Genomic DNA, 23,768 nt, shown 5'->3' on the forward strand with positions numbered 1-23,768 from the left:
TAATGGAGGGAATTTTAACCCGAAACTTGCGAACTTGTTGGATAATTACAGATTTTTATGATACAGGCTAAACTTTCCGTGCGCTGTTTTGGTAAGCATCACGGCGAAATCTGCCGTATTTTTATTTTGATTCTTAAATGCTTAATCGTGCCTTTAGGCCGTCTGAAAGATTATTTCAGACGGCCTCGATATCACCAAAGCGGTTTTAGAAGGTTTTTTGCAGCGCCAAGCCGATTTCGTTTTGCTTGTAGCTGTTCAAACCGATATTGCCGTTCACTCTGCGGTGCTTCAGATTCAGCACCGGCTTCAAGCCCGCCACTTTCCAGCGGTCGGCGGTGAGACTGAGGGTGTAAATCTGCTCGTTGTCGCGGCGGCGGTTTTGGAAGAAAGCTTCGTATCCGTCGTGAGAGCGGCGGCGGAAGGTGGCATTAAAGGCCGAACTGAAGCCCTGCGGGAATATTTTCACTGCGCCGACCCGCGCGGAAGTTTGGCGGTAAGCAAACACATCGCTCTGTGCCGTGCGGCGTTGGTAATCTAAACCGGCGTAAAGCATGATGTCGTGGCGCGGGAGGTAGGTGAGCGTATTGTTGGCGGTAACCATGTGGCCGTCCAAATGGTTGAAACGCTCGACATAATTCAGGCGCGTCCATTCCAGCTCGGTGTTCCACAGCCAGTTGCTGCCGCTTCTTTCCCACTCGCCGCGCACACCGTAGCCGAGCTGCTCGGTTTTGCCGCCGCTGTTGTTCCACTCAAACACCGGCGCCAAAGTAAAGCTGTCGCGGTGGTTTTCAAACTGGTAGCCGGCGCTCACATTGACTGTGTGCGAGCCGCGCTCTTTGCGGTTGCGGTAAACGGTTCCGTAGGCAATACCGCGGGCTGTTACGCCGTGATGCCCACTGATTTGCCAACGGCGCACGGCGGTGCTTTCGTATCTTGCGCCCACGCCGCTTTCAACGGGGTCGGCCTGCAAGACGCTGCTGCATTCGTCGTCTTCGTCGCTCAGCCGGTGGCACCACTCTTTGCCTGTGCCGGGGCTGTGGTTGATGTTGCTGTTCCATACGCCGCCGATTTGTACCGACCCTCGCCATGAATTGCGTTGGTTTAAGGCCGTCTGAAAAGAGGCAATGTTTTCGCGAACACTTTCGGGCAGATCCGGCGCCCGGGCAATCTGCACAAACTGCGATTGGGCTTCACGGTTCAGATGGCCTTCATACAACAGTCTGGCCAAATCGAGGCGGCCGCGGGTGAAGTCGGGCTGGCGTTCCAGCAAGGTTTCGTAGTGCCGCTTGGATTCTTTCCATTTGCCGTCGGCACGCGCCAACGAAGCACGCGCCAGCAGGGCAACGTCTTGGTCGTGGTCGGCTTGTTGTTCGTATTCTGCAAGCAGGCGGCGTGCGGCAGGCCAATCGCTATGGTTCACCGCTTCGTAAAGTGCGGCGCCGGTGTCTTGAGGTGCGGTTTCTTCTCCGCGCATCGCAGCCTGCGCTTCGGCATCTTTCTCCCACACTTCGCGCTCTTGCGCCCTGTCCATCTGGCGGGTGTTCTGCCACAAGCGCTGCTGGGTATCGTCGTCTTGCGCCAAGGCAGGCCAACTCACCGCCACCAAACACAGCCAAACTGTTTTTTTCAACATAATCTGCACCTAAATGTTCAGATAAATAAAAATCCGCTTATTTGATATTGCAACAAATAAGCGGATGATTGGATTCAGGCGTTTAGGGAAAGTTTCCCGTGAGGCCTGTTTGCCCTAACTTACTTCTTCACACCGCCGAACGCAGTGTTCAGATTGTGGTTGGTTTTGAACTTAGCCACACCAGCCAAGCTTGAGGCGTTGTTGCCGAAGAAGTTACCTTCAACTTTACCTACATGGCCGTTAGCGTAGGCGTAGCCTTCAAACTCTGCATCTTTGGTATCGATGTAAGTGTTAACGTTCATGTTAACCGCTGAGTTTTTCAGCGAACCTGCCAAGGTACGGGCACCGAAGTCGGCTCTCAAAGTACCGGTCATCAGGTTGTTGCCTTTATATTGGTTAAAGCCTTTAACCGCATAAGTAGCAGTACCATAAGTAGGCATGTTGCGGGTGCGGCTGTCGCCTGAGTAGAACACGGCACGGTTAGAACCTTTGGCAAACTCGCGGCCTACCCATTCGCCGTACTGTACGCTCGCCCCGCCGCTGCGGATGCTGTTGAACGAGAATTTACCGATGTCCTGACCAGTATAGTGGTTTTTGGCAACGATGGTTTTCACGCCGTTGCGGTCAACACTCGCTCTGTGGTGATCCAAAGCTTTGTAGTGAATACCGGATTGGTATGCTGCGCTTTTCAGCAGTTTTTTGTTTACAGCTTCAGATTCAGGCTTAGGCAATCTGGCTTTGGCAGCTTTCTTAGCAGCTTTGGCAGCTTTTTTCGCAGCCTTCTCTTTTACTTTGTTATCGTAATAAGATTGATCCGGCGTCCAGTAATCATGGTAATCGGCAAAAGCGCCGGCGCTCAAAGTTGCAGCCAAGATAACAGCAGCAGTTTTTTTCAGGTTGAGTTTCATAGTCGTAGTCCTTTTCATCAAAGTGACAAACAAAGTCAGCTTCTTACAGCTGGGCGCAACAATTATTGTTCATGACCGTGTATGCAGCGTTAAATCTCTTCAACCCTGTGCATCGGGTTATGCCTTATTGTTTGATTCTCATTGTATGGATCGAAACTTAGGTTAAAATTAGCCGGATTTTAATTCAGGTAAAGATTTGGGTAATGTTTGTATCTTGCTGATTGATATAAATTATTCAGCCAATTTCATCTGCATAAAAACCGGATTTTCTACACTCTGAAACAACCGTTTTTTTAACGGTTGCAAAGATGTTGATGAGGCCGTCTGAAAACACTTTTTAAGATTGAAGGAGAATGAAATGTCGCGCTGGGATGAACGCTACCAACCCGAAGAATATGTGTTCGGTACCGAGCCAAACGAATTTATCGCCCGCATCCGCCCGTATCTTCCCCCGCAAGGCAAGGCGCTCGATTTGGCTACCGGCGAGGGGCGCAACGGCGTGTTCCTTGCACAATTAGGCTTGGAAACGGAAGGCGTAGATATGTCGGCACGCGGTTTGGAAAAAGCACAAAAGCTGGCTCAAAGCAAAGGCGTGGACTTTACCACCCGTCTCGACAACATAACGGAAATGGACATGCCGTCTGAACATTATTCGGTGATCACTTCGGTGTTCTGCCATTTCCCCGAGCCGGAGCGCACGCGCACCATGCAGCGCATCATCCGCTCATTAAAAAGCGGAGGCTTGTTTGCAGGCGTGTTTTACCACCCCGATCAAATTGCTTACGGCACAGGAGGCCCCAGCGATCCGGCATTGTTGGGCAACTTGGAAGAAATGCAACAGGCCTTGTCCGGCTTAGAATGGTTGATTGCCGAACACTCTGTAAGGGAAATGAACGAAGGCAGCCGCCATCAAGGTTTAAGCTCGGTCATCTGCCTGCTGGGCAAAAAACCTCATCCATAAGGAAACTAATATAAACAAGACAAGTCTCTGATATTTATCAGGGACTTTTATTTTGGCTCCAAACAGCCCATGTCGAAACATGCTTGTCCTTGCGCTTGCCTAATTTACTGTAACAATATGTTCCATATATATTTTCTATACATTTTGTTAATAAATGTTATGCATAATGGAATGTTGTAAAACTGATTGACCAACATTCACAATAACTAAGATACTTCGGAAATTTTAATTGAGCTGAATAGCAAAAATTACCTTAGAAAAAGCAAAGGCATACCATGACAGAACAAGAAAACAATAAAACCCATGCAGAAAAATCGGCGCAAAACGACGATTTGATGAGCGCCGAAAACACACATGAGCAGCACAACACAATGAGTAACTTAGCAGCACAAGAGCCGGTTTTGATGCTGGAAAACTTGGAGGACAAGGAAAACCTCCAATCGCCGACAGAAGAAGCGGCATTAAACGAATCCGAATCTGCCGACGATCCGGCGGCCGCAGCCAAAAAAGCCAAAAAGAAACTGTTGAAACAACAGCGCAAAGCCAAAAAAGAAGCTACTTCAGAACCGGCGGAAGAACCCACATTGCAACTAGGCACGGCAAAAGGTGTAGAAACCATGTTCCGCAACGCGTTCCGTACGGAAATGGAATTATTGGCTTTGGCAGCAACCAAAGCCAATATCATGATTTCATTAAACGGCTTTATCGTATCCGCTTTAATGATTTCCGGTGCGTTTATTTTCTCAACTTCCCCCGATTTTCTTGTGCCGGCCGGTATCTTTATGGCAACGGCCGCCGCCTCTATTGTCTTTGCTTTATTGTCGGCCTCTCCAGAGCGTATGGGTAAAATGCGTGCCACCGTCGAATGGCTGAAAGATGTGTTCAAACGCAAGGCCTCCCTTCGCGATTTCAAAACACGGGTATATGAACCGGAAGCGCATTTTGTCGATGAATCGCCCAATATTCTGATTTACGAAGACCGCGTCAAAATATCCAAAGACCGCTACTGGGAAATGATGCAGGATATTATGGCCAACCGCGAAGAAGTATATAAAAAAATGAGTGAAGAGCTTTACTGGCTCGGCTCTTTGGCTAACAAGCAGTTCAAATACCTGAACATGTCATACGCTGTTTTCCGCTGGGGGCTGCTCTTCTCGGTGCTGGCCTTTATCGCGATTAAAACCCTGCCCAATGTCGTGCCGTCTATGCGTGCAGACAAAGCTGCGGCAGAGCTGCGTAATCTCGGCATTAATTCATTCAAAGGGTTGTACGAACCTTCAGCCGTACAGCAGCTGCCTGACGGCCGCCTGCTGGTTATAGAAGACGAACATTCCCGCGCTGCCAGCATCGTATCGTTTAACAAAGACGGTACTTTAGATGAAAACGAATCAATCGATACCCGAATTGTCCGCGGCTTCAAACGCAAACTGAGTGATTTGGAAGGCCTGACTTTGGATAACGACGGTTATGTTTATGCCATCACCTCGCATTCCCGCAACAGAGAAGGCGTGCGCCGCCCCGACCGCGAACACTTTATACGCTTCAAAATCCGTGGCAACGAAGTGGTGGAATTAAGTTCGTTTAACGGCTTGGTGGACATCTTGGAAACATCAGAGCAAGTAGAACAACTTATCCGCGGCAAAATCGGCACGATGTTGGATTTCAAAACCATCAATATCGAAGGTTTGGCCTACGATCCCACCAAAAACCGCCTGCTGCTGGGCTTCCGTGACCCCGAATTCAGCGATAAATCCATGATTCTCTACATCGACAATCCTAAAGAAATGTTTGAGAAAAAAGCCAAACCCAACTTTGTTGACGTTGCTTTCTTGGATATTAAAGGCGGCGGTATCCGCTCGATAAACTACGATGCAGTATTGAAATCATTTATCTTGACCAACGAAGTGAAAGATGAAAAAGGCAAGAAATTCCCGCAATTCTGGCTATGGAACGGCGAACCTGCTTCCGAAGCCAAACCTATCGACTTGCCCAATATGAATCACATGACCAACGTCGAAGCCGTAGATTCTGTGAAGGTAAACGGCCAAAACCGTCTGATTTTCATGAGCGACGACGGCGACGCCACCAAAAATATCGGTGGTAAATACATGATCGTAGAATATGATAAATTCTAAAACCTGCTAGAAAATAAAAGCCTTGGCTCCCAATAGGCTTGAAAATAAAAGCACTTGGCATCTCCTTGCCAAGTGCTTTTTATATAGACAACAAACTTATTCTTATGCGCCTGAAGGCCGTCTGAAAATATCCCCCAACCTAAAGCTAAACTCAAGAATCCAGTCCAGCAAGCCCAAATTTGGAGATTGCCTTGCGGAAAAACCAAATGAATAAAGCTATATTTGGTAGATCAACTTATTTGCTGCAAACAAAAGCAGTCGTTCCAATGCTCCCCATTCTGTCTGCTTTGTTTAATTACACCAGATGAAATCAAATGTTAAAAATGCGATAATCTGCGCTTATCTTCCACTTTACCGAAGGAAACCGCATCATGAGCGCGCAATTGATTAATGGCAAAGAGATTTCCCAACAACGTTTAGAAATGCTCAAACAAAAAACAGCAGCCCGCCAATCAGCCGGCTTACGTGCCCCATGCTTGGCTGTCGTATTGGTAGGCGATGATCCCGCCAGTGCCGTATATGTGCGCAATAAAAAAACAGCTTGTGAAAAAGTCGGTTTCCGCTCACTCTCCTACGAACTGCCCGCAGACACCTCTCAAGACACCCTGCTCAAATTGGTGGACGATTTAAACGCTGATGCCGGCGTTGACGGCATTTTGGTACAACTGCCCTTACCCGCTCAAATCAACAGCCAAGCAGTATTGGAACGAATCTTACCTCATAAAGACGTAGACGGCTTCCATCCCTACAATGTAGGCCGTCTCGCCGTAAAAATGCCGCTCCTCCGTCCTTGCACACCTAAAGGTGTGATGACTTTATTAGAAACTTATAACATCGACCCCAAAGGCAAAAAAGCCGTTGTCGTCGGCGCTTCAAATATTGTCGGCAGACCACAAGCATTAGAACTCTTATTAGCCCGCGCCACCGTAACCGTTTGCCACAGCGCCACCCAGAATCTGGCCGAAGAAGTAGGCGCTGCAGATATCGTGGTCGTAGGTGTAGGCATTCCTAATTTTGTAAAAGGCGAGTGGATTAAACCGGGCGCCGTTGTCATTGATGTAGGCATCAACCGCCTAGAAGACGGCAAACTGTGCGGTGATGTAGAATTTAATGCAGCCAAAGAGCGAGCATCCATGATTACCCCCGTCCCCGGAGGTGTAGGCCCGATGACAATTGCAACACTTTTAGAAAATACCCTACAAGCTGCTGAACTTCACAATGCCTGATTAATGATCGTCTGATTAATATAGTCATTCTCACCATACCATTATAGATATCGCAAAGTTAAGATTGATACAAACAGACAATCTCAATCAATCTAGGTTAAGGCCTTCACCAAAATCAACAGCCGAAGTCCGATCGCAGGATTTCGGCTGTTGATTTATTCTAATATTCCTTTATCCTTCCTCAGATGCACGATCATTAGGCACCAACACCCTTGCCGCCATTTAAGCTGCTGCAAAAACATATAGCACTTAAGACTTTGGTTAAAAACATTTTTTGTCTAATAATAGCGTCGTAAAATCAAATTTTTTTACTCTATACGGTGTTTATCCAAATCGAGAAGCACATTTAAAAGCTTCGAACTGAGACTTTTGCAAAACCCTCAGATGTGGACGCAGTTCAAGGCGTAGAAGCGCAGCGAGTGCAGACATATCATATAGATAGGCAAACGAGTGAGCAGCACACAACGCAGAAATGCGCGGCAGATGGGGGTTTTGCAAAGGTCTCAAACTATGTGTAAATCAAAAATCTTTCCCCCTACCCCTTACACAAAAAAGAAAAGCACAGTAAAAACTGTGCTTTTCTTGGGTAAATAAACAATCTATTTCTATTATTTATTTCTTTGCGAGCGAATATAATCCAAGGTTTTCAACTGTGCAATTGCAGCAGCCAACGCAGCATGTGCCTTAGCCAATGATTCATCATCACCAGCCTGAGAAATGCGTGCCTCAGCAGCTTTCTTAGCTTCCTCAGCACGAGCTTGATCCATTTCTTCACTGCGTACTGCCACATCAGCCAACACAGTCAGCTTATCAGGTTGAACCTCTAAAAGCCCACCTGAAACGGCTACCAATATTTCATCAGCTGCACCAGGTACGGTCAAACGCAAAGCACCCGGGCGAACTAAACTCATGATCGGCTCATGTCTCGGGTAAATACCAAGCTCACCTGTCAGAGTCGGCACAACTACAAAGCTGGCCTCCCCTGAATAAATATTCTGCTCATTACTTACCACTTCAACTTGCATGATACTCATGCCGGCCTCCTTAGCTTACGGTTTTCGCTTTCTCTACAGCTTCTTCAATGCCGCCAACCATATAGAAAGCTTGCTCCGGCAAGTGGTCATATTCACCGCTCAAGATCGCTTTGAAGCCTGCAATGGTGTCACGCAATGAAACGTATTTGCCCGGAGAACCTGTAAATACTTCTGCAACGTGGAACGGTTGTGACAAGAAACGCTGAATCTTACGAGCACGCATTACTGTCAGTTTATCTTCATCAGATAACTCATCCATACCCAAAATTGCAATAATATCTCTCAACTCTTTATATTTTTGCAGAGTAGATTGAACGCCGCGTGCTACATCATAGTGTTCTTGACCCAAAACCATTGGATCCAATTGACGCGAGGTAGAATCCAACGGGTCAACTGCAGGATAAATACCCAAAGAAGCAATATCACGGCTCAATACTACTGTTGCGTCCAAGTGGGCAAAAGTGGTAGCCGGAGACGGGTCAGTCAAGTCATCCGCAGGTACATATACGGCTTGAATAGAAGTAATAGAACCTGTTTGAGTAGAAGTAATACGCTCCTGCAAGCGACCCATTTCTTCTGCCAATGTAGGCTGATAACCTACTGCAGACGGCATACGGCCTAATAATGCAGACACTTCGGTACCGGCCAAAGTATAGCGATAGATATTATCCACAAAGAACAAGACGTCACGACCTTTGCCGTTTTCATCTTTCTCGTCACGGAAATATTCGGCCATAGTCAAACCAGTCAAAGCAACGCGCAAACGGTTACCCGGAGGTTCATTCATCTGGCCGTAAACCATGGCTACTTTGTCCAATACGTTGGAGTCTTTCATCTCGTGGTAGAAGTCATTACCTTCACGGGTACGCTCACCTACACCGGCGAATACAGACAAACCACTATGTGCCTTCGCGATGTTGTTGATCAACTCCATCATATTTACGGTTTTACCCACGCCGGCACCACCAAACAAACCTACTTTACCGCCTTTTGCAAACGGGCAAAGCAAGTCAATCACTTTGATACCAGTTTCCAACAATTCAGTTGTACTGGAAAGTTCGTCGAATTTAGGCGCCTCTTGGTGAATGGCACGTTTTACATCCGCACCAACCGGGCCTGCTTCATCTACCGGATTGCCGAGTACATCCATAATACGACCCAGTGTAGCTTTACCTACCGGTACAGTAATCGGAGAGCCTGTATTCACTACAGGCATACCGCGCTTAAGGCCGTCTGAACTACCCATTGCAATGGTACGTACTACACCATCTCCCAAAAGCTGTTGAACTTCCAAAGTCAAATCTTGGTCAACCAACTTCAGGGCATCATATACGTGCGGAATAGCATCACGAGGAAACTCAACGTCAACTACAGCACCAATGATTTGTACGATTTTGCCTTGGCTCATTATCGTATCCTATTTTAAATGAACGGCGCAGCAGCCTTAAACAGCAGCTGCACCTGCAACAATTTCTGACAACTCTGTGGTAATCGCCGCTTGACGCGACTTGTTATACACCAAACGCAATTCTTTAATGGCATTACCTGCATTATCCGTAGCAGCTTTCATTGCTACCATACGTGCGGCTTGTTCTGATGCCATATTGTCGCTTAGTGCCTGATAAACCACAGACTCTAAATAGCGGCGGACTAAATATTCCAAAACAGCAACCGGACTTGGTTCATAACGATAATCCCAATTGTAATCGCTATTTTCGCTTACGCTTTCGATTGTGTTTTGACCTACTGGCAATAAAATCTCATTGCGCGGTTCCTGACGCATAGTATTAACAAAGCCAGAATACACCAAATGAATCACATCTAAATGCTGTTTCTCATAGCGTTGGAAAATTTCAGTCAATGCTCCCAGCAATTTTTCCATGCGTGGAGTATCGCCCAAATTAACCACACTAGCGATTACATTTAATCCGATTCGTTGGCAAGCTGCTAATCCTTTGCTGCCAAAGCACACAACATCAACTTCAATACCTTGGTCTTGATACTCTTGAACTTGTGCTAAAAATTTCTTCAATACATTAGCATTCAAGCCACCACATAAACCTTTATCGGTGGTGATCAAAATGAATCCTACGCGTTGTACGCTACGATGCGATTCAAGCAATTTGACACCATGGTCCGAATGGGTCTGTGCCAAATGGCTCATAACTAAACGCACTTTTTCAGCGTACGGACGCGCAAGACGCATCCGCTCTTGAGTCTTCCGCATTTTAGAGGTTGACACCATTTGCATCGCTTTAGTGATCTTTTGTGTATTTTGAACACTACGGATTTTGGTGAGAATCTCTTTTCCTACTGCCATTTCAGACTCCTTTCATCCTGAATTCTTAAGCTTGATAAGCGTAAGAAGATTTGAATGATTTCATAGCCTGAATCAGCACTTGCTCATTTTCATCAGACATCGCACCTGAAGCATTAATAGCATCAAGTACATCTGGATGTTGAGTACGCACATAGCTCAGGAATTCAGCTTCAAAAGCTAAGGCTTTCGATACCGGAACATCTTCATATGAGCCGTTATTAATAGCCCACAATGTCAATGCCATTTCAGCAGTATTCAATGTACTGAATTGCTTTTGCTTCATCAACTCAGTTACCACTTCACCATGTTGAAGTTGTTTTCTTGTCGCTTCGTCAAGGTCTGAGGCAAATTGCGAGAATGCAGCCAGCTCACGATATTGAGCCAAAGCCAAACGAATACCGCCACCAAGCTTCTTAATTACCTTGGTTTGTGCTGCACCACCCACTCGAGACACTGAAATACCCGCATTAATCGCAGGACGAATACCCGAGTTAAACAAGTCGGTTTCCAAGAAGATTTGGCCGTCTGTAATAGAAATCACGTTGGTAGGAACGAAAGCTGATACGTCACCCGCTTGGGTTTCAATGATGGGCAAGGCAGTCAACGAACCTGTTTTACCTTTTACTTCGCCATTTGTCAGCTTTTCTACTTCGTCTGCATTAATACGTGCAGCACGTTCCAGCAATCGACTGTGCAAGTAGAATACGTCTCCAGGATAAGCTTCACGACCAGGAGGACGACGTAACAGCAAAGAAATCTGACGGTAAGCAACCGCTTGCTTGGACAAGTCGTCATAAACAATCAATGCATCTTCGCCACGGTCACGGAAAAATTCACCCATCGTACAGCCTGAGTAAGGTGCGATGAATTGCAAAGCTGCCGCTTCCGAAGCAGTCGCCGCAACGACAATGGTATGTTCCATTGCACCATATTCTTCCAGTTTACGTACCACGTTGGCAATTGAAGAAGCTTTTTGACCTACTGCCACGTAAATACAAACAACGCCTGTACCTTTTTGGTTAACGATTGCATCCAATGCAACTGCTGTTTTACCAGTTTGGCGGTCACCAATAATCAACTCACGCTGACCGCGACCAATAGGCACCATGGAATCAATCGATTTCAAGCCAGTTTGCATCGGCTGATCAACTGATTGACGAGCAATAACACCCGGAGCAATTTTTTCAATCGGCGCAGTCAGAGTAGTATTGATCGGGCCTTTCCCATCAATAGGATGACCCAAAGCATTAACAACACGGCCAACCAATTCACGACCGATAGGCACTTCTAAAATGCGCCCGGTACACTTAACTTCGTCGCCTTCTTTAATACGCTCATATTCACCCAGCACGACGGCACCTACGGAGTCGCGCTCCAAGTTCATAGCCAAACCGAACGTGTTGCCGGGGAATTCAAGCATTTCACCTTGCATAACGTCTGACAAGCCATGAATGCGTACAATACCGTCTGTAACAGAGATTACTGTGCCACGAGTACGAATTTCTGCATTAACAGATAAATTTTCTATCTTGGCTTTAATCAAATCGCTAATTTCAGCAGGATTAAGCTGCATGAAAACTCTCCTAATTTGTCATAGCCGTATACAAAGCATTCAATTTACCTTGTAACGACAGATCCAATACTTGGTCACCAATCTCAACTTTGACCCCACCAATTAATGACTCATCTACCTGGGTAGTAGCTACTAAATTGGTACCAAAACGTTTTTGCAATTCGTTGGTCAAATCATTCAACTGCACATCATTTAAAGGATAAGCACTGTAAATAACGGCTTGTTTTGTTTGATTGAGTGCCAAAGTTAAGTCTTGAAATTGCGCATAAACTTCAGGGAGAATCTGTAAGCGTTTTTGCTCGGCAAGTACCAATACAAAATTTTTCAGATTTTGGTCGCTCAAATCAACCAGCTTTGCCAAAACATCTGCTTTTTCAGCAACGTCTTGCTCCGGCTGTTCGATAAATGCAGCAACTTTTTCCTGTTGCACAACAGACGCCAATTCTTTTAGTCCGCCCAACCAAGACTGTATTTGGTTTTTTTCTTGTGCCAACCCAAACAATGCTTTTGCATAGGGTCTGGCAATTGTTGCGAACTCAGCCATAAGATTACAGCTCCTGTTTTAGGGCACTTAATATTTGCGCGTGCTTTTCAGCATTTACTTCACTGCGCAAGATAGATTCAGCACCTTTTACAGCCAATGCAGCAACTTGCTCACGTAACGCTTCGCGAGCACGGTTTGTTTCCTGCTCCACATCAGCTTTGGCTTGCGCTGTAATGCGGGCGGCTTCATTTGAAGCTTGCTCTTTAGCTTCTTCTACAATTTTTGCCGCTCGCTTTTCGGCGTTAGCTACCATTTCGGCAACTTGGTTACGCCCATCGGCCAAGAGTTCTGCAACTTTCTTTTCTGCCTGTTCAAAATCGCTCTTACCGCGCTCGGCTGCAGCCAAGCCCTCTGCGATTTTATCGGCGCGCTCGTCCAAAGCTTTCGCGATGGGTGGCCACACAAATTTCATGGTAAACCACACCAAACCGAAAAATACGATTAACTGCGCAAATAAGGTTGCATTAATATTCACTTTACTTAACCTTCGTATTAGGGTTAATCAAACAAACAGTGTTTCGCATAGACATCGAAACGGTTTCCTGTTCGGATTAGCCTGCAAACGGGTTAACGAAAGCAAACAGCAGGGCAATAGCCACACCGATCAAGAACGCGGCATCGATCAAGCCGGCAATCAAGAACAGTTTGGTTTGCAGCGGGCCAATCAATTCAGGTTGGCGTGCAGAAGATTCCAGATATTTAGAACCTACCATGGCAATGCCGATTGACGCACCCAGTGCACCCAATGCAACAATCAAACCACATGCGATAGCAATCAAACCCATTTTAAAACTCCTTAATTAAAAACAAAGGTTAAAAACTACGTTGAAAAAACTATTTCTTCTACTGTAAAAACAGACTAATCAATCTTTATCGTGTATTAAAAATCAAATTAGTGCGCGTCATGCGCTTGGCCGATATATACGAAAGCCAAGGCCATGAAGATAAATGCTTGCAAGGTAATAACCAAGATATGGAAGATGGCCCACACCAAGCCTGCGAGAATATGGAACACAAACATAATCGGATCCATAATTCCTACGCTGCCTGACACAGCCCAAGCGCCACCCAAAAGTGCGATCAACAGGAATACCAATTCACCCGCATACATATTACCGAACAACCGCATACCGTGTGACACGGTTTTCGATAAAAATTCAACAATATTCAAAATGAAATTGGCAGGGGCTAACATCGGGCCAAACGGAGCGGTAAACATTTCGTGCATCCAACCGCCAAACCCTTTGATTTTGACATTATAGAAAATACAGATCATCAATACGCCGATTGCCATAGCCAATGTGGTATTTAAATCGGCCGTAGGAACGACACGCAGCAAAGCATGATGTTCGCCGGTAGCCATCTGCCAGCCTAAAGGCAACAAGTCTACGGGGAGCAAGTCCATGGCGTTCATCAGGAAAATCCATACAAATAATGTCAAACCTAAAGGTGCGACAAATTTGCGTGATTGTTCATTGTGAACAATGCTTTTACACATATCGTCCACAAATTCAAATAGGATTTCTACTGCGGCTTGGAAACGTCCGGGCACGCCTGCAGTGGCTTTTTTTGCTCCGCGCCATAAGAAAAAGCTACCGATCACACCCAACAATACCGCAAAAAATACGGCATCTAAGTTGATGAATGAAAAGTCGGCAATATTCTTAAGGCCCTGACCTTGGGTTACGTCCTGCAAACTAGTCAAGCTTTGTAAATGGTGCTTGATGTAGTCGGCAGCAGTCATTGATTCACCTGCCATAGTCTCTAACTCTCAACAATGCTAAAAAAACCAGATGGCTGACCACAAATAACCCTGCAATATAGGGTAGAAATTTTAGTGTTTCGTGCCAAACTGCGAAGATGACAATCATCAACACTAATGCCAGCGTTACTTTTAAACCTTCTCCCAGTAAGAAAATTTTTCCGGCTAAATGCGGATAAGGTTTGAAAAGTTTTAAAAGTAAAACCGCCACTGCAGAGGGCAGCAAGTAGCTCAACCCACCTGCCAAAGCAGACCAAAAGCCGCTCATCCCGCTGATTGCTGCACATAAAACTGCAACAATTGCCAATGCAGCCATCTGCACATATAAAATCTTATTCATACAAGTGACTCAAAGGCACTATTAAGCGGGGCTACTATAATCAAGATGCGTTTAAGCGTCAAGACAATTGTTAACCTTTGTCAATGAAATATCGGCTGAAGTTTTGTTTTATATAACTGAAACTTGCTTTCTTTTCACAGCCAGACTACATGATACTACACAACATTAAAAATTAAACAGCGGATTATCTGTTGATTTGTGAATAATCTGCCCTTTTTACGGCTGATTACACGCAGTTTATATTAAAGTGAAGGCCGTCTGAATTTTCAGACGGCCTTTGGCATAGCTTTTTTTTACTTTGAAAATCGCTCAATAGTCGTAATCCACACCTAATTGCTGTAACAGATTTTCCAGCGTTTCTGGCGTATCGAAATATAAAACGATTTTGCCTTTTTTCTGATTTCTGCTCTGCACTTCGGCATTCACGCCTAATTTATTGGTAATCGCTTCATTTAAACGGCGGATATCGGGGTTGATTTTTTTGGACGGCGCCGGTTTCTGCCCTTGTTGGAGCATTTGGCTTCGGCGCTCGACTTCACGAACCGACCAGCCGTTTTTTACTGCTTTTTGAGCCAGCAATAATTGATCCACAACGGGCAAAGTCAGTAACGCTCGCGCATGCCCCATTTCCAAACGGCGTTGATACAGCATATCTTGCACAGGCTCCGGCAATCCCAACAAGCGCAGGCTATTGGAAATCGCGCTTCGGCTTTTGCCAACGGCTTTTGCAATGGTTTCGTGTGTTAGGCTGAACTCATCCGCCAAGCGCTTTAAGCCACGAGCTTCCTCAATGGGGTTCAAGTTTTCACGCTGCAAGTTTTCAATCAACCCCATTGCCAGCGCGGCTTCATCGCTAATGCTTTTAATCACGACCGGAATCTCAGTCAAGCCTGCCAACTGGCTGGCACGCCAGCGGCGCTCACCCGCAATCAGCTCGTATTGCGACAACCCACGCTCGCGCACAATCACAGGTTGAATTACCCCTTGCGCTTTAATGGATTCAGCTAATTCATGCAAGGCTTCGTCGTCCATTTGCACGCGCGGCTGGTAGCGACCCGGTTGGATGTCGGACACTGCCACAGTCGTCAGACGGTCGTTTCCACCGTCGTCGATATTATTAGAAATAAGAGAGTCTAAACCGCGGCCCAAGCCGCCTTTTGGTTTTGCCATGTGAAGTATCCTTTTTTCAGACGGCCTTAATTGTATCGGATATTGAACATCGCCGCATGCCTGGCTTTCAGACGGCCGTCTGAAAGCCTCGAATGATTTCACGTTATAATAACAGCACGTTTATCAAGAAATTTGTCTTATGAAAAAGCCCATTATTATCGGCGTGGCCGGCGGATCAGGATCAGGTAAAACCACGGTATCGCAAGCGATTTACCGCGAGTTCAACGGAAGCCCGATTACGATTATCGAGCAAGACTATTATTATAAAAACCAACCTGAGCTGCCACTTGAAGAGCGTAAAAAACAGAATTACGACCATCCTTCAGCCTACGACAACGACTTGCTGTTGAACCATATCCAACAGCTGCTCGAGCGTAAAACCGTAGAGATTCCACAATATGATTACACAAACTACAGGCGCCATTCGCAAACCAAGCACCAAGAGCCTGTTGATGTGATTATTATCGAAGGCATTTTGGCCCTGTATGATGAGCGTATCCGCAATTTGATGGATATTAAACTGTTTGTAGATACGGATGGCGATTTGCGTTTTATCCGCAGGATGTTACGCGATATCCAAGAACGCGGCCGTTCGGTGGAGTCTGTTGTCAAACAATATACGAAACAAGTCCGCCCGATGCATAATCAGTTTGTGGAACCTACAAAGCGCCATGCCCACATTATCATTCCTTGCGATGAACAAAATAATGTGGCCATTGACGTATTGATTGCGAAAATCCGTACCGTTTTACAAGAGCAACCTGAACTGGTTTAACAGGATTTTTAATCGCCTTTAATAGACTTTGAAAGGCAAAAACGACAGATCCATCACATACGCTTTGGGGTTAGGCCAATCCACCTTAACGGTGATGCTATCTTTAAGATAAGGCTTAGGGTCTTGCCCCATGGGCGGGCTGACAAACGTATATATTTGGCCGTTATCCGGATTCGGGGCAACAGCAATGATTTCGTATTGGTCAATGTAATTACCGTCGCCCGTTTTCCTGCTCCACTTCTTCACTTCCTGCACAGCGGCTTGAACTTCCACGCCATTACTGATTGCCTGCTGCTGCCCTTGATACTTCGGCAACAGAATAAAAAACAGAATACCGCCCAAAATTAACGCGACCAACCAAGTTATCGGATGGGGAACAAAAAAGCCCGCGAATAAAGCAATCACAAACAAAACGCCGGCAATTACAAGTGTAGTTAGGGAAATCACGCTGCTTCTTCTTTCATCAATCAAAATTAATCGTAGCGCTTCATATAGGAGCATATTTCATATTTTCAAATAGTTATCGTTGGCAAATATAGCACCTGCTTCGTATCGTATCTTGTCTGGCTCGACTGATCAAAATCATTCAGGCCGTCTGAATTTTTTCAGACGGCCTGAAGATACTACCAATGCAATGCCATATTATCTCTGTGTATCAGTTCTTCTTCATTGATATAGCCGAGCTTGCTGATAATCTGTTCAGACGGCGTCCGCAAAATCTTACCGATTTCGCCGCTACTGTAATTAACCAAACCTCTGGCGATTTCTTTACCTTCGGTATTCAAAACGGCAACCAACTCGCCGCGATGAAAATGCCCGTCAACTCGAACACACCCCACCGGCAGCAGACTTCGGCGGCCTTCGATTAATGCTTTGACTGCGCCGTCATCTATCACAATTTTTCCGGCTTGTTGAACATGCCCCAACAGCCACTGCTTACGTGCTGCTACACGGCTATGACTACTGAAAAATAGGGTGCCGATGCTCTCGCCGTTCAGCAAACGTAGTAGAACGTCTGGTTCACGCCCGGAAGCTACGATGGTTATCGCTCCGCTTAATGCTGCGCGTTTGGCTGCCAGCACTTTGGTGTACATACCCCCCGTACCTACCCCGCTGCCTGCTCCGCCCGCCATATTTTCCAACTCGGGATGTTCTGCCGAGATGTTGCTGATAAATTGGGCGTGCGGATTTTTGCGCGGATCGCTATCGTATAAGCCTTTTTGGTCGGTCAAAATTATCAAAGCGTCGGCATCAACAAGGTTGGCAACCAACGCCCCTAGTGTGTCGTTATCTCCGAGCTTAATCTCTTCCGTGGTCACGGTATCGTTTTCATTGATGATCGGCACAATGCCTTTCTCAAGCAAAGTACGCAACGTACTGCGGGCATTAAGATAACGGGTACGGTTACTTAAATCTTCGTATGTTAAAAGAATTTGTGCCGTATGCACCTGATGTGGCAGAAAAGCCGTTTCATAGGCTTGCGCGATACCCATCTGCCCTACTGCCGCTGCGGCTTGCAGTTCGTTTAACGCCGTCGGGCGCTTCGGCCAGCCCAAGCGTTTAATGCCTTCTGCAATCGCTCCGCTAGACACGAACACAACCTCTATGCCTTTCTTCTTCAATTCGGCAATTTGACCGGCCCATTGATTAAGCGCCTCTTGGTCTATACCTTTCCCCTCGGCAGTCACCAAACTGGACCCTACTTTTACCACTATCAAACGGGCGTGGGAAATATTCTCTACTTGCATAACAAGCTTTCATCTAAAAAATAAACATATCAACCGATTGGTTTTCAGACGGCCTATTCCCTATTCCGGCCATGCCAAAAATAACGCCACACAAAAGTAGGAAAGGCGAAAATCAAATACAAGCAGATTACGACTGCGTAAAATTCCCAATCCTGATGATGGACCGTGCCTACACGCGATTCAAGCATATAAGCCAAACCTGCCGTGATGCCGAATCCTATGAAAAGCTCAAACAAATGATGCCCGATGTGCTTATGCTTAAGTTTGAACACACCCAGCAAACGTTGGGTTAAAAAAGGCGCATTGGCAAAAATAAATGCCAACAACAGCAAGATATACATAGATGAAGTCATCATTACACCTTAATATTTTCAGACGGACGTCTGAATATTTATTTAAGTTGCCATATTAACAAAAACGGCAGCTTTCGTGGCTGCCGTTTATAACTCGCTTCAATGCTGTTACAGCGTATTCTCTAATGCTTTTAAGCACCAATCCATCATACTTTGCGGCATCACACCCCATACCAGCAAAAGTGCCGCATTGATGGATAAGAAAACCTTGGTTGCAACATTACTGCCAATTGCATGGTCGCTGCTAGGCTGATCAAAATACATCACTTTAACCACTCTCAGGTAGTAGAAGGCACCAATCAAGCTCATCAGCACAGCGAATACCGACAACCACACATAACCTTCGGAAAGCAATGCCTTGATCACGGCGAACTTAGCGTAGAAGCCCATCAACGGCGGAATACCTGCCATTGAGAACATGACCAAAAGCATCAAAAGAGCATACCAAGCATTACGTTGGTTCAAACCGGCCAAATCGTTCACTTCTTCGCATTCAAACGATTCGTTTGACAACAACATCAATACACCGAAACCAACCAAACCCATAATGACGTAAGTAATGGCGTAATACAGACCTGCGCTAAAGCCTACCACTCCGGCTAAAAACGCCAACAAGATAAAGCCCATATGAGAGATGGTGGAATAGGCAAACATACGTTTGATATTGGTTTGCATGATGGCAGCCAAGTTACCCAAAATCAACGAAGCTACCGCCAAAATGGCCAGCATTTTCGTCCAATCGGCACTTTCCGTATTCAATCCTGAAACCAAAATACGGAAGGCAAAGATAACCGCGGCAATCTTCGGCACAGTACCGATAAAAGCAGCCACAGAAGTCGGTGCGCCTTGGTATACATCAGGTACCCACATATGGAACGGCACAGCACCTAATTTGAATGCAAGCGCCACCACGATAAACACCACGCCCAACTTCAACAGCCAGCCATGTGCATTGCCTTGAAGAACATATTCTTGAATAGCAGCAAACTCTAAAGAGCCGGTTGCTCCGTATACCATAGAAATACCGTAAAGCAGCAAACCGGAAGCCAAGGCACCAAGTACAAAATACTTCAACGCGGCTTCGGCTGCTTTTGCCGAATCACGACGCAAAGCAATCATGGCATACAAAGACAAAGACAGCAGCTCAAGACCGATATACGCAGTCAAAAAATGCCCTGCGCTAACCATCACGCTCATACCTATCAAACCGAAGAGCGACAGTGTATAAAACTCTCCTTTAAAGATATTGCGCGATTCATTGTATGGCTTGCTATACACAAATAATGCAAACAAGGCTGCATACATTACCATCTTAGACAATTGCGACATACCGTCGGCAATATACATACCGCTGAAAGTAGCCACACTACCCGGAGCCCATACCGACCATTGCGTAGCCGCAACGGCCACCAATGAAGCCAGGCTTAGCAGATGCGTGATATAACGGTTTTCATCTTTCAGCCATAAATCAACCAATAAAACTATACCCAATGCCGAAAGCAAAACTATTTCAGGCATGGCGGGGATTAAATTCAAATCAGTCCAGTTCATTCACACACCTCAAATTTTGCTTTGCGCCACTTGTACAATCAAATCATTCGCAGCCTGATGGATGACCGCAATAAACGGTTCCGGCCACAGACCCATACCCAAAACCGCAAACGCCAGTACGGCCAAAATCACAAATTCACGGCAATTTACGTCTTGCATTTTTTGTACTTCAGGGTTTTTGATCTCACCGAAAATGACACGTTTATACATCCACAAAGTATAAGAAGCGCCATAAATCAGCGTAATCGCGGCCAAGGCACCAATCCAAAGGTTAACTTCGACTGCCCCCATGATCACCATGAATTCACCCACGAAACCTGAAGTCGCAGGCAACCCGGCATTAGCCATGCCAAACAGCATCATAAATGCTGCAAACTTAGGCATTACATTCACCACGCCACCGTAATCGGCAATATTGCGGCTGTGCAGGCGGTCATACATTACACCGATACACATAAACATGGCAGCAGATACGAAACCGTGGGAAATCATTTGGATAATCGCACCTTTCAGCGCCCAGTCGTTCAACTGGCCATACTCTGCGCCACTAAAAACACCGGCAAATGCAAATAAACCGAGCGTTACAAAACCCATATGGCTGATTGAAGAATAAGCAACCAATTTTTTCATATCGGTTTGTACCAAAGCCACCATACCGATATAAATCACTGCAATCAGGCTCAACACCACTATCGCCGGTGCAAAGTAGCGCGAAGCATCAGGCAAGATCGGCAGAATAAAACGCAAGAAACCGTACGCACCAACTTTCAAAGTAATGGCTGCAAGTACCATCGAACCACCGGTCGGCGCTTCAACGTGGGCATCAGGCAACCAAGTGTGCACAGGCCACATCGGTACTTTGACTGCAAATGAAAGGAAAAACGCAATGAAAAGTAACTGCTGCACGCCCAGCGGAATCTGCTTCAGGTTTTGGAAGTCCACGATAGAGAAACTGCCACCTGTTTGGTAAGAAAGATAAACCAAAGCAACCAACATCAGCAGCGAACCCATCAATGTATAGAGAAACAGCTTCACAGAAGCATATACGCGGCGCGGGCCACCCCACATACCGATAATCAGGTAAAGCGGAATCAGCATGCCTTCGAAGAACACATAAAACAGAATGGCATCTTGAGCAGCAAACGCACCATTAATCAGGCCAGACATAATTAAGAATGCAGCCATATATTGCGCAGCACGCTTTTGGATAACTTCCCAGCCTGCCAACACCACCATCAGGGTAATAAAAGCATTCAGGATAATAAACAGCACCGAAATGCCATCTACACCCAAAGCATAATTAATGTTGAGCGCAGGAATCCATTGGTGGAATTCTTGGAACTGGTAACCGCCGTTCAAACGGTCAAACCTTGCAAACAAAGGCAGTGTTACCAAGAATCCGGCCAGCGAACCGATCAATGCAAGCACACGAGCCAGCGGCGCACGGTTGTCCGAACCCGTAGCAAGCACCAGTACGCCGGCGACAATCGGTACCCATATTGCCAAGCTGAGTAGGTTGTTGAAAAACATAGTCATAGCCTGTGGTTTATCAAAATAAAAATTGTTGTTATCGGGTAAATCAGTTTTCAAAACGACCTGAAAAGAACATCAAAGCATCTGAAAACTGATTTAGCACTCTTTCGTTTGTTCAATTCTTCTCGCTTTCACATAGAAAGCGTTTGGTTGCTCTGTAAGCAAGCTTTTCAGACGGCCTTATTTAAACCATAACCCCCAGAAAAACGCTACCACCAATACCAGCACACCTGTCACCATAAAGGCTGCATATGTGTAGATGAAACCGGTTTGCATTTTGCGGACTTGAGCGGCAATAGCGCCAACCAGTTTGGCAGAACCGTTCACCAAACCATTATCAATAATGGCGGTATCGATGGCTTTCCAGAAGAAAGTGCCTAATGCACGGCTACCTTTGGCAAATACATTGAAATAAATCGTATCCAAATAGTATTTGTTATCAAGCAGTTTATAAACAGGGCTGAAAGCAGCCGCGATTTTTGCAGGTAAGTGAGGCGCTTTAACGTATAAAACGTAAGCTGCAACAACACCGGCAATCGCGAGATAAAGCACAGGCGTATGCAAGCTGTGTGAAACCATTGCCAACGGACCATGGAAGGCTTCTTTCATTTGCGCCATTACCGGATGCGCTTCATGGTTCACATAAATCACATCTTTAAAGAAATCGCCGTAGAGCATAGGTTCGATAGCGATATAACCGATGACCACCGACGGAATAGCCAACAAAATCAGAGGCAAAGTAACTACCCAAGGGCTTTCATGCGGATTATCGTTCTTACCTAAGCCGTGATGATGTTCTTCATCGTGGCCGTCTGAATGGTGATCGTGATGGATTTCACGCCATTTTTCTTTGCCATGGAACACCATGAAATATTGGCGGAACGCATAAAATGCAGTAACAAACACGCTGGCCAAAACAGCAAAATAAGCGAAACCACTACCCGGCAAGTCACTGAAATGTACAGCCTCAATAATCGAATCTTTAGAATAGAAACCGGAAAACAGAGGAGTACCAATCAGAGAGAGATTACCGATAAGCATGGTAATCCAAGTAATCGGCATGTATTTTTTCAGATTGCCCATATGACGCATATCTTGGTCATGGTGCATACCGATAATGGCACTACCGGCAGCCAAGAACAACAGAGCTTTAAAGAAAGCGTGCGTCATTACATGGAACATCGCAATCGAATAAGCTGACACACCCAAAGCCACAGTCATATAGCCTAACTGCGACAGAGTAGAATAAGCCACCACGCGCTTAATATCGTTTTGAATTGTGCCAAGAAAGCCCATAAACAGCGCAGTAATTGCACCAATTACCATAATCACAGAAAGTGCGGTTGTGGACAATTCATAAATCGGCGACATGCGCGATACCATAAACAAGCCGGCAGTTACCATTGTTGCCGCGTGAATCAATGCAGAAATCGGCGTAGGACCTTCCATTGAATCGGGCAGCCACACATGCAGCGGGAACTGGGCAGACTTACCCATTGCACCGACAAACAACAACAGACAGGTTACGGTAATCAAGTCCCAACCGAAAATCTGCATACCTACCACATTAGGCAGATAGGCAAATACATCAGCATAGCGCAGACTGCCACCGAAATAGGCCAATACCAAGCCGATGCCGAGAATAAAACCGAAGTCACCGACACGGTTTACCAGAAAGGCTTTCAAGTTGGCAAAAATTGCGCTTTCACGTTTGAAGTAAAAACCGATCAGTAAATACGACACCAAGCCCACAGCTTCCCAACCGAAGAACAGCTGGATGAAGTTATTACTCATTACCAGCATCAACATACTGAAAGTAAACAAAGAAATATAGCTGAAAAAGCGTTGGTAACCTGTTTTCTCATCGTGCATATAACCGATGGTATAGATATGCACCATTAACGATACCGATGTTACCACCACCATCATCATGGCAGTCAGTGTGTCGACTAAAAAGCCTACAGAGAAGTCAATGCCTCCCATGGTTAACCATGTGTAAACATTTTCGTCAAACTTTGCACGGGTTCCATTAATAAAACCCCACAATACATAGCCGGACAATACTGCTGATACTGCAACGCCGAGGATAGTGACAGTGTGTGCTCCTTTACGGCCGATTTGATTACCAAACAAACCGGCCAACAACGATCCGACCAAAGGAATCAGAGCAATCGCCAGATATAAGCTCATATCGTTCATTTT

At 45.9% G+C, this 23,768-nt stretch carries 23 protein-coding genes; 4 read left to right on the forward strand and 19 right to left on the reverse strand.

Annotation, left to right across the window (positions count from 1 at the left end):
- Positions 1-205: 205 nt before the first annotated feature.
- Together CKV66_RS01060 and CKV66_RS01065 are read right to left on the reverse strand one after the other, a co-directional pair.
- Positions 206-1,633 carry a surface lipoprotein assembly modifier gene (locus CKV66_RS01060; RefSeq protein WP_085364273.1) on the reverse strand — a complete coding sequence of 476 codons (1,428 nt, stop codon included), beginning with the start codon at positions 1,631-1,633 and terminating at the stop codon, positions 206-208.
- Between the two features lie 119 nt (positions 1,634-1,752).
- Positions 1,753-2,541 (reverse strand): Slam-dependent surface lipoprotein, encoded by a 789-nt coding sequence (locus tag CKV66_RS01065; RefSeq protein ID WP_085364274.1) that lies wholly within the window; start codon positions 2,539-2,541, stop codon positions 1,753-1,755.
- A gap of 358 nt (positions 2,542-2,899) precedes the next feature.
- On the opposite strand from CKV66_RS01065, the gene CKV66_RS01070 reads away from it, so the two are divergent.
- The 3 genes from CKV66_RS01070 to folD all read left to right on the forward strand — a co-directional run bounded on the left by CKV66_RS01070 (position 2,900) and on the right by folD (position 6,863).
- Positions 2,900-3,502, forward strand: a complete 603-nt coding sequence (locus tag CKV66_RS01070) for a class I SAM-dependent methyltransferase (protein WP_085364275.1) — start codon at positions 2,900-2,902, stop codon at positions 3,500-3,502.
- Positions 3,503-3,777: 275 nt separating this feature from the next.
- Entirely contained in the window at positions 3,778-5,637 is a 1,860-nt protein-coding gene (locus CKV66_RS01075; protein WP_095197811.1) for a Pycsar system effector family protein, read from the forward strand.
- A 371-nt stretch (positions 5,638-6,008) separates the two neighbouring features.
- Positions 6,009-6,863, forward strand: a complete 855-nt coding sequence (gene folD / locus CKV66_RS01080) for a bifunctional methylenetetrahydrofolate dehydrogenase/methenyltetrahydrofolate cyclohydrolase FolD (protein WP_085364276.1) — start codon at positions 6,009-6,011, stop codon at positions 6,861-6,863.
- A gap of 324 nt (positions 6,864-7,187) precedes the next feature.
- On the opposite strand, the gene CKV66_RS12775 is transcribed toward folD, so the two are convergent.
- The 11 genes from CKV66_RS12775 to CKV66_RS01135 form a co-directional block, all read right to left on the reverse strand.
- Positions 7,188-7,361 (reverse strand): lipoprotein signal peptidase, encoded by a 174-nt coding sequence (locus tag CKV66_RS12775; protein WP_085364277.1) that lies wholly within the window; start codon positions 7,359-7,361, stop codon positions 7,188-7,190.
- A 110-nt stretch (positions 7,362-7,471) separates the two neighbouring features.
- Positions 7,472-7,897 carry a F0F1 ATP synthase subunit epsilon gene (locus tag CKV66_RS01090; RefSeq protein WP_085364278.1) on the reverse strand — a complete coding sequence of 142 codons (426 nt, stop codon included), beginning with the start codon at positions 7,895-7,897 and terminating at the stop codon, positions 7,472-7,474.
- A gap of 10 nt (positions 7,898-7,907) precedes the next feature.
- A complete protein-coding gene (atpD, locus tag CKV66_RS01095; protein ID WP_085364279.1) occupies positions 7,908-9,305 on the reverse strand; it encodes a F0F1 ATP synthase subunit beta in 1,398 nt (465 codons plus the stop codon).
- A gap of 36 nt (positions 9,306-9,341) precedes the next feature.
- Positions 9,342-10,217 carry a F0F1 ATP synthase subunit gamma gene (atpG, locus tag CKV66_RS01100; RefSeq protein WP_085364280.1) on the reverse strand — a complete coding sequence of 292 codons (876 nt, stop codon included), beginning with the start codon at positions 10,215-10,217 and terminating at the stop codon, positions 9,342-9,344.
- 25 nt (positions 10,218-10,242) lie between these two features.
- Positions 10,243-11,790 (reverse strand): F0F1 ATP synthase subunit alpha, encoded by a 1,548-nt coding sequence (atpA, locus tag CKV66_RS01105; RefSeq protein WP_085364281.1) that lies wholly within the window; start codon positions 11,788-11,790, stop codon positions 10,243-10,245.
- Between the two features lie 10 nt (positions 11,791-11,800).
- The gene (locus CKV66_RS01110; protein ID WP_085364282.1) at positions 11,801-12,334 is read right to left on the reverse strand and encodes a F0F1 ATP synthase subunit delta; all 534 of its coding nucleotides are present in this window, start codon (positions 12,332-12,334) and stop codon (positions 11,801-11,803) included.
- A 4-nt stretch (positions 12,335-12,338) separates the two neighbouring features.
- On the reverse strand, positions 12,339-12,809 hold the full coding sequence (locus CKV66_RS01115; RefSeq protein ID WP_085364283.1) for a F0F1 ATP synthase subunit B: 471 nt from the start codon (positions 12,807-12,809) through the stop codon (positions 12,339-12,341).
- A 76-nt stretch (positions 12,810-12,885) separates the two neighbouring features.
- Positions 12,886-13,119: a F0F1 ATP synthase subunit C gene (gene atpE, locus CKV66_RS01120; RefSeq protein ID WP_004284425.1), complete on the reverse strand. Its 234-nt coding sequence runs from the start codon at positions 13,117-13,119 to the stop codon at positions 12,886-12,888.
- 107 nt (positions 13,120-13,226) lie between these two features.
- The gene (atpB, locus tag CKV66_RS01125; protein ID WP_085364284.1) at positions 13,227-14,093 is read right to left on the reverse strand and encodes a F0F1 ATP synthase subunit A; all 867 of its coding nucleotides are present in this window, start codon (positions 14,091-14,093) and stop codon (positions 13,227-13,229) included.
- Positions 14,083-14,436: an ATP synthase subunit I gene (locus CKV66_RS01130; RefSeq protein WP_085364285.1), complete on the reverse strand. Its 354-nt coding sequence runs from the start codon at positions 14,434-14,436 to the stop codon at positions 14,083-14,085. Before CKV66_RS01130 ends, atpB begins: the two co-directional genes overlap by 11 nt.
- Before the next feature lie 309 nt (positions 14,437-14,745).
- Positions 14,746-15,606: a ParB/RepB/Spo0J family partition protein gene (locus CKV66_RS01135; protein ID WP_085364286.1), complete on the reverse strand. Its 861-nt coding sequence runs from the start codon at positions 15,604-15,606 to the stop codon at positions 14,746-14,748.
- Between the two features lie 139 nt (positions 15,607-15,745).
- On the opposite strand from CKV66_RS01135, the gene udk reads away from it, so the two are divergent.
- Positions 15,746-16,381 carry a uridine kinase gene (gene udk, locus CKV66_RS01140; protein WP_085364287.1) on the forward strand — a complete coding sequence of 212 codons (636 nt, stop codon included), beginning with the start codon at positions 15,746-15,748 and terminating at the stop codon, positions 16,379-16,381.
- Positions 16,382-16,399: 18 nt separating this feature from the next.
- On the opposite strand, the gene CKV66_RS01145 is transcribed toward udk, so the two are convergent.
- The 6 genes from CKV66_RS01145 to nuoL form a co-directional block, all read right to left on the reverse strand.
- Positions 16,400-16,882 carry a hypothetical protein gene (locus CKV66_RS01145; RefSeq protein ID WP_231990502.1) on the reverse strand — a complete coding sequence of 161 codons (483 nt, stop codon included), beginning with the start codon at positions 16,880-16,882 and terminating at the stop codon, positions 16,400-16,402.
- Between the two features lie 122 nt (positions 16,883-17,004).
- On the reverse strand, positions 17,005-18,129 hold the full coding sequence (gene proB, locus CKV66_RS01150; RefSeq protein ID WP_085364289.1) for a glutamate 5-kinase: 1,125 nt from the start codon (positions 18,127-18,129) through the stop codon (positions 17,005-17,007).
- A 53-nt stretch (positions 18,130-18,182) separates the two neighbouring features.
- Entirely contained in the window at positions 18,183-18,482 is a 300-nt protein-coding gene (locus CKV66_RS01155; protein ID WP_085364290.1) for a DUF2818 family protein, read from the reverse strand.
- Positions 18,483-18,590: 108 nt separating this feature from the next.
- Positions 18,591-20,033 carry an NADH-quinone oxidoreductase subunit NuoN gene (gene nuoN / locus CKV66_RS01160; RefSeq protein WP_085364291.1) on the reverse strand — a complete coding sequence of 481 codons (1,443 nt, stop codon included), beginning with the start codon at positions 20,031-20,033 and terminating at the stop codon, positions 18,591-18,593.
- A gap of 9 nt (positions 20,034-20,042) precedes the next feature.
- Positions 20,043-21,563 (reverse strand): NADH-quinone oxidoreductase subunit M, encoded by a 1,521-nt coding sequence (locus tag CKV66_RS01165; RefSeq protein ID WP_085364292.1) that lies wholly within the window; start codon positions 21,561-21,563, stop codon positions 20,043-20,045.
- 183 nt (positions 21,564-21,746) lie between these two features.
- Positions 21,747-23,765: an NADH-quinone oxidoreductase subunit L gene (nuoL, locus tag CKV66_RS01170; protein ID WP_085364293.1), complete on the reverse strand. Its 2,019-nt coding sequence runs from the start codon at positions 23,763-23,765 to the stop codon at positions 21,747-21,749.
- Between the last annotated feature and the right edge of the window lie 3 nt (positions 23,766-23,768).

It is taken from the genome of Neisseria zoodegmatis (genome assembly GCF_900187305.1).
GTDB lineage: Bacteria > Pseudomonadota > Gammaproteobacteria > Burkholderiales > Neisseriaceae > Neisseria > Neisseria zoodegmatis.

What these genes read in the sequence shown, in the direction of transcription:
- CKV66_RS01060 (WP_085364273.1), bottom strand. Translation starts at nt 1,633, where the DNA reads ATGTTGAAAAAAACAGTTTGGCTGTGTTTGGTGGCGGTGAGTTGGCCT.
- CKV66_RS01065 (WP_085364274.1), bottom strand. Translation starts at nt 2,541, where the DNA reads ATGAAACTCAACCTGAAAAAAACTGCTGCTGTTATCTTGGCTGCAACT.
- CKV66_RS01070 (WP_085364275.1), top strand. Translation starts at nt 2,900, where the DNA reads ATGTCGCGCTGGGATGAACGCTACCAACCCGAAGAATATGTGTTCGGT.
- CKV66_RS01075 (WP_095197811.1), top strand. Translation starts at nt 3,778, where the DNA reads ATGACAGAACAAGAAAACAATAAAACCCATGCAGAAAAATCGGCGCAA.
- folD (WP_085364276.1), top strand. Translation starts at nt 6,009, where the DNA reads ATGAGCGCGCAATTGATTAATGGCAAAGAGATTTCCCAACAACGTTTA.
- CKV66_RS01090 (WP_085364278.1), bottom strand. Translation starts at nt 7,897, where the DNA reads ATGAGTATCATGCAAGTTGAAGTGGTAAGTAATGAGCAGAATATTTAT.
- atpD (WP_085364279.1), bottom strand. Translation starts at nt 9,305, where the DNA reads ATGAGCCAAGGCAAAATCGTACAAATCATTGGTGCTGTAGTTGACGTT.
- atpG (WP_085364280.1), bottom strand. Translation starts at nt 10,217, where the DNA reads ATGGCAGTAGGAAAAGAGATTCTCACCAAAATCCGTAGTGTTCAAAAT.
- atpA (WP_085364281.1), bottom strand. Translation starts at nt 11,790, where the DNA reads ATGCAGCTTAATCCTGCTGAAATTAGCGATTTGATTAAAGCCAAGATA.
- CKV66_RS01110 (WP_085364282.1), bottom strand. Translation starts at nt 12,334, where the DNA reads ATGGCTGAGTTCGCAACAATTGCCAGACCCTATGCAAAAGCATTGTTT.
- atpE (WP_004284425.1), bottom strand. Translation starts at nt 13,119, where the DNA reads ATGGGTTTGATTGCTATCGCATGTGGTTTGATTGTTGCATTGGGTGCA.
- atpB (WP_085364284.1), bottom strand. Translation starts at nt 14,093, where the DNA reads ATGGCAGGTGAATCAATGACTGCTGCCGACTACATCAAGCACCATTTA.
- CKV66_RS01130 (WP_085364285.1), bottom strand. Translation starts at nt 14,436, where the DNA reads ATGAATAAGATTTTATATGTGCAGATGGCTGCATTGGCAATTGTTGCA.
- CKV66_RS01135 (WP_085364286.1), bottom strand. Translation starts at nt 15,606, where the DNA reads ATGGCAAAACCAAAAGGCGGCTTGGGCCGCGGTTTAGACTCTCTTATT.
- udk (WP_085364287.1), top strand. Translation starts at nt 15,746, where the DNA reads ATGAAAAAGCCCATTATTATCGGCGTGGCCGGCGGATCAGGATCAGGT.
- CKV66_RS01145 (WP_231990502.1), bottom strand. Translation starts at nt 16,882, where the DNA reads ATGCTCCTATATGAAGCGCTACGATTAATTTTGATTGATGAAAGAAGA.
- proB (WP_085364289.1), bottom strand. Translation starts at nt 18,129, where the DNA reads ATGCAAGTAGAGAATATTTCCCACGCCCGTTTGATAGTGGTAAAAGTA.
- CKV66_RS01155 (WP_085364290.1), bottom strand. Translation starts at nt 18,482, where the DNA reads ATGACTTCATCTATGTATATCTTGCTGTTGTTGGCATTTATTTTTGCC.
- nuoN (WP_085364291.1), bottom strand. Translation starts at nt 20,033, where the DNA reads ATGAACTGGACTGATTTGAATTTAATCCCCGCCATGCCTGAAATAGTT.
- CKV66_RS01165 (WP_085364292.1), bottom strand. Translation starts at nt 21,563, where the DNA reads ATGTTTTTCAACAACCTACTCAGCTTGGCAATATGGGTACCGATTGTC.
- nuoL (WP_085364293.1), bottom strand. Translation starts at nt 23,765, where the DNA reads ATGAACGATATGAGCTTATATCTGGCGATTGCTCTGATTCCTTTGGTC.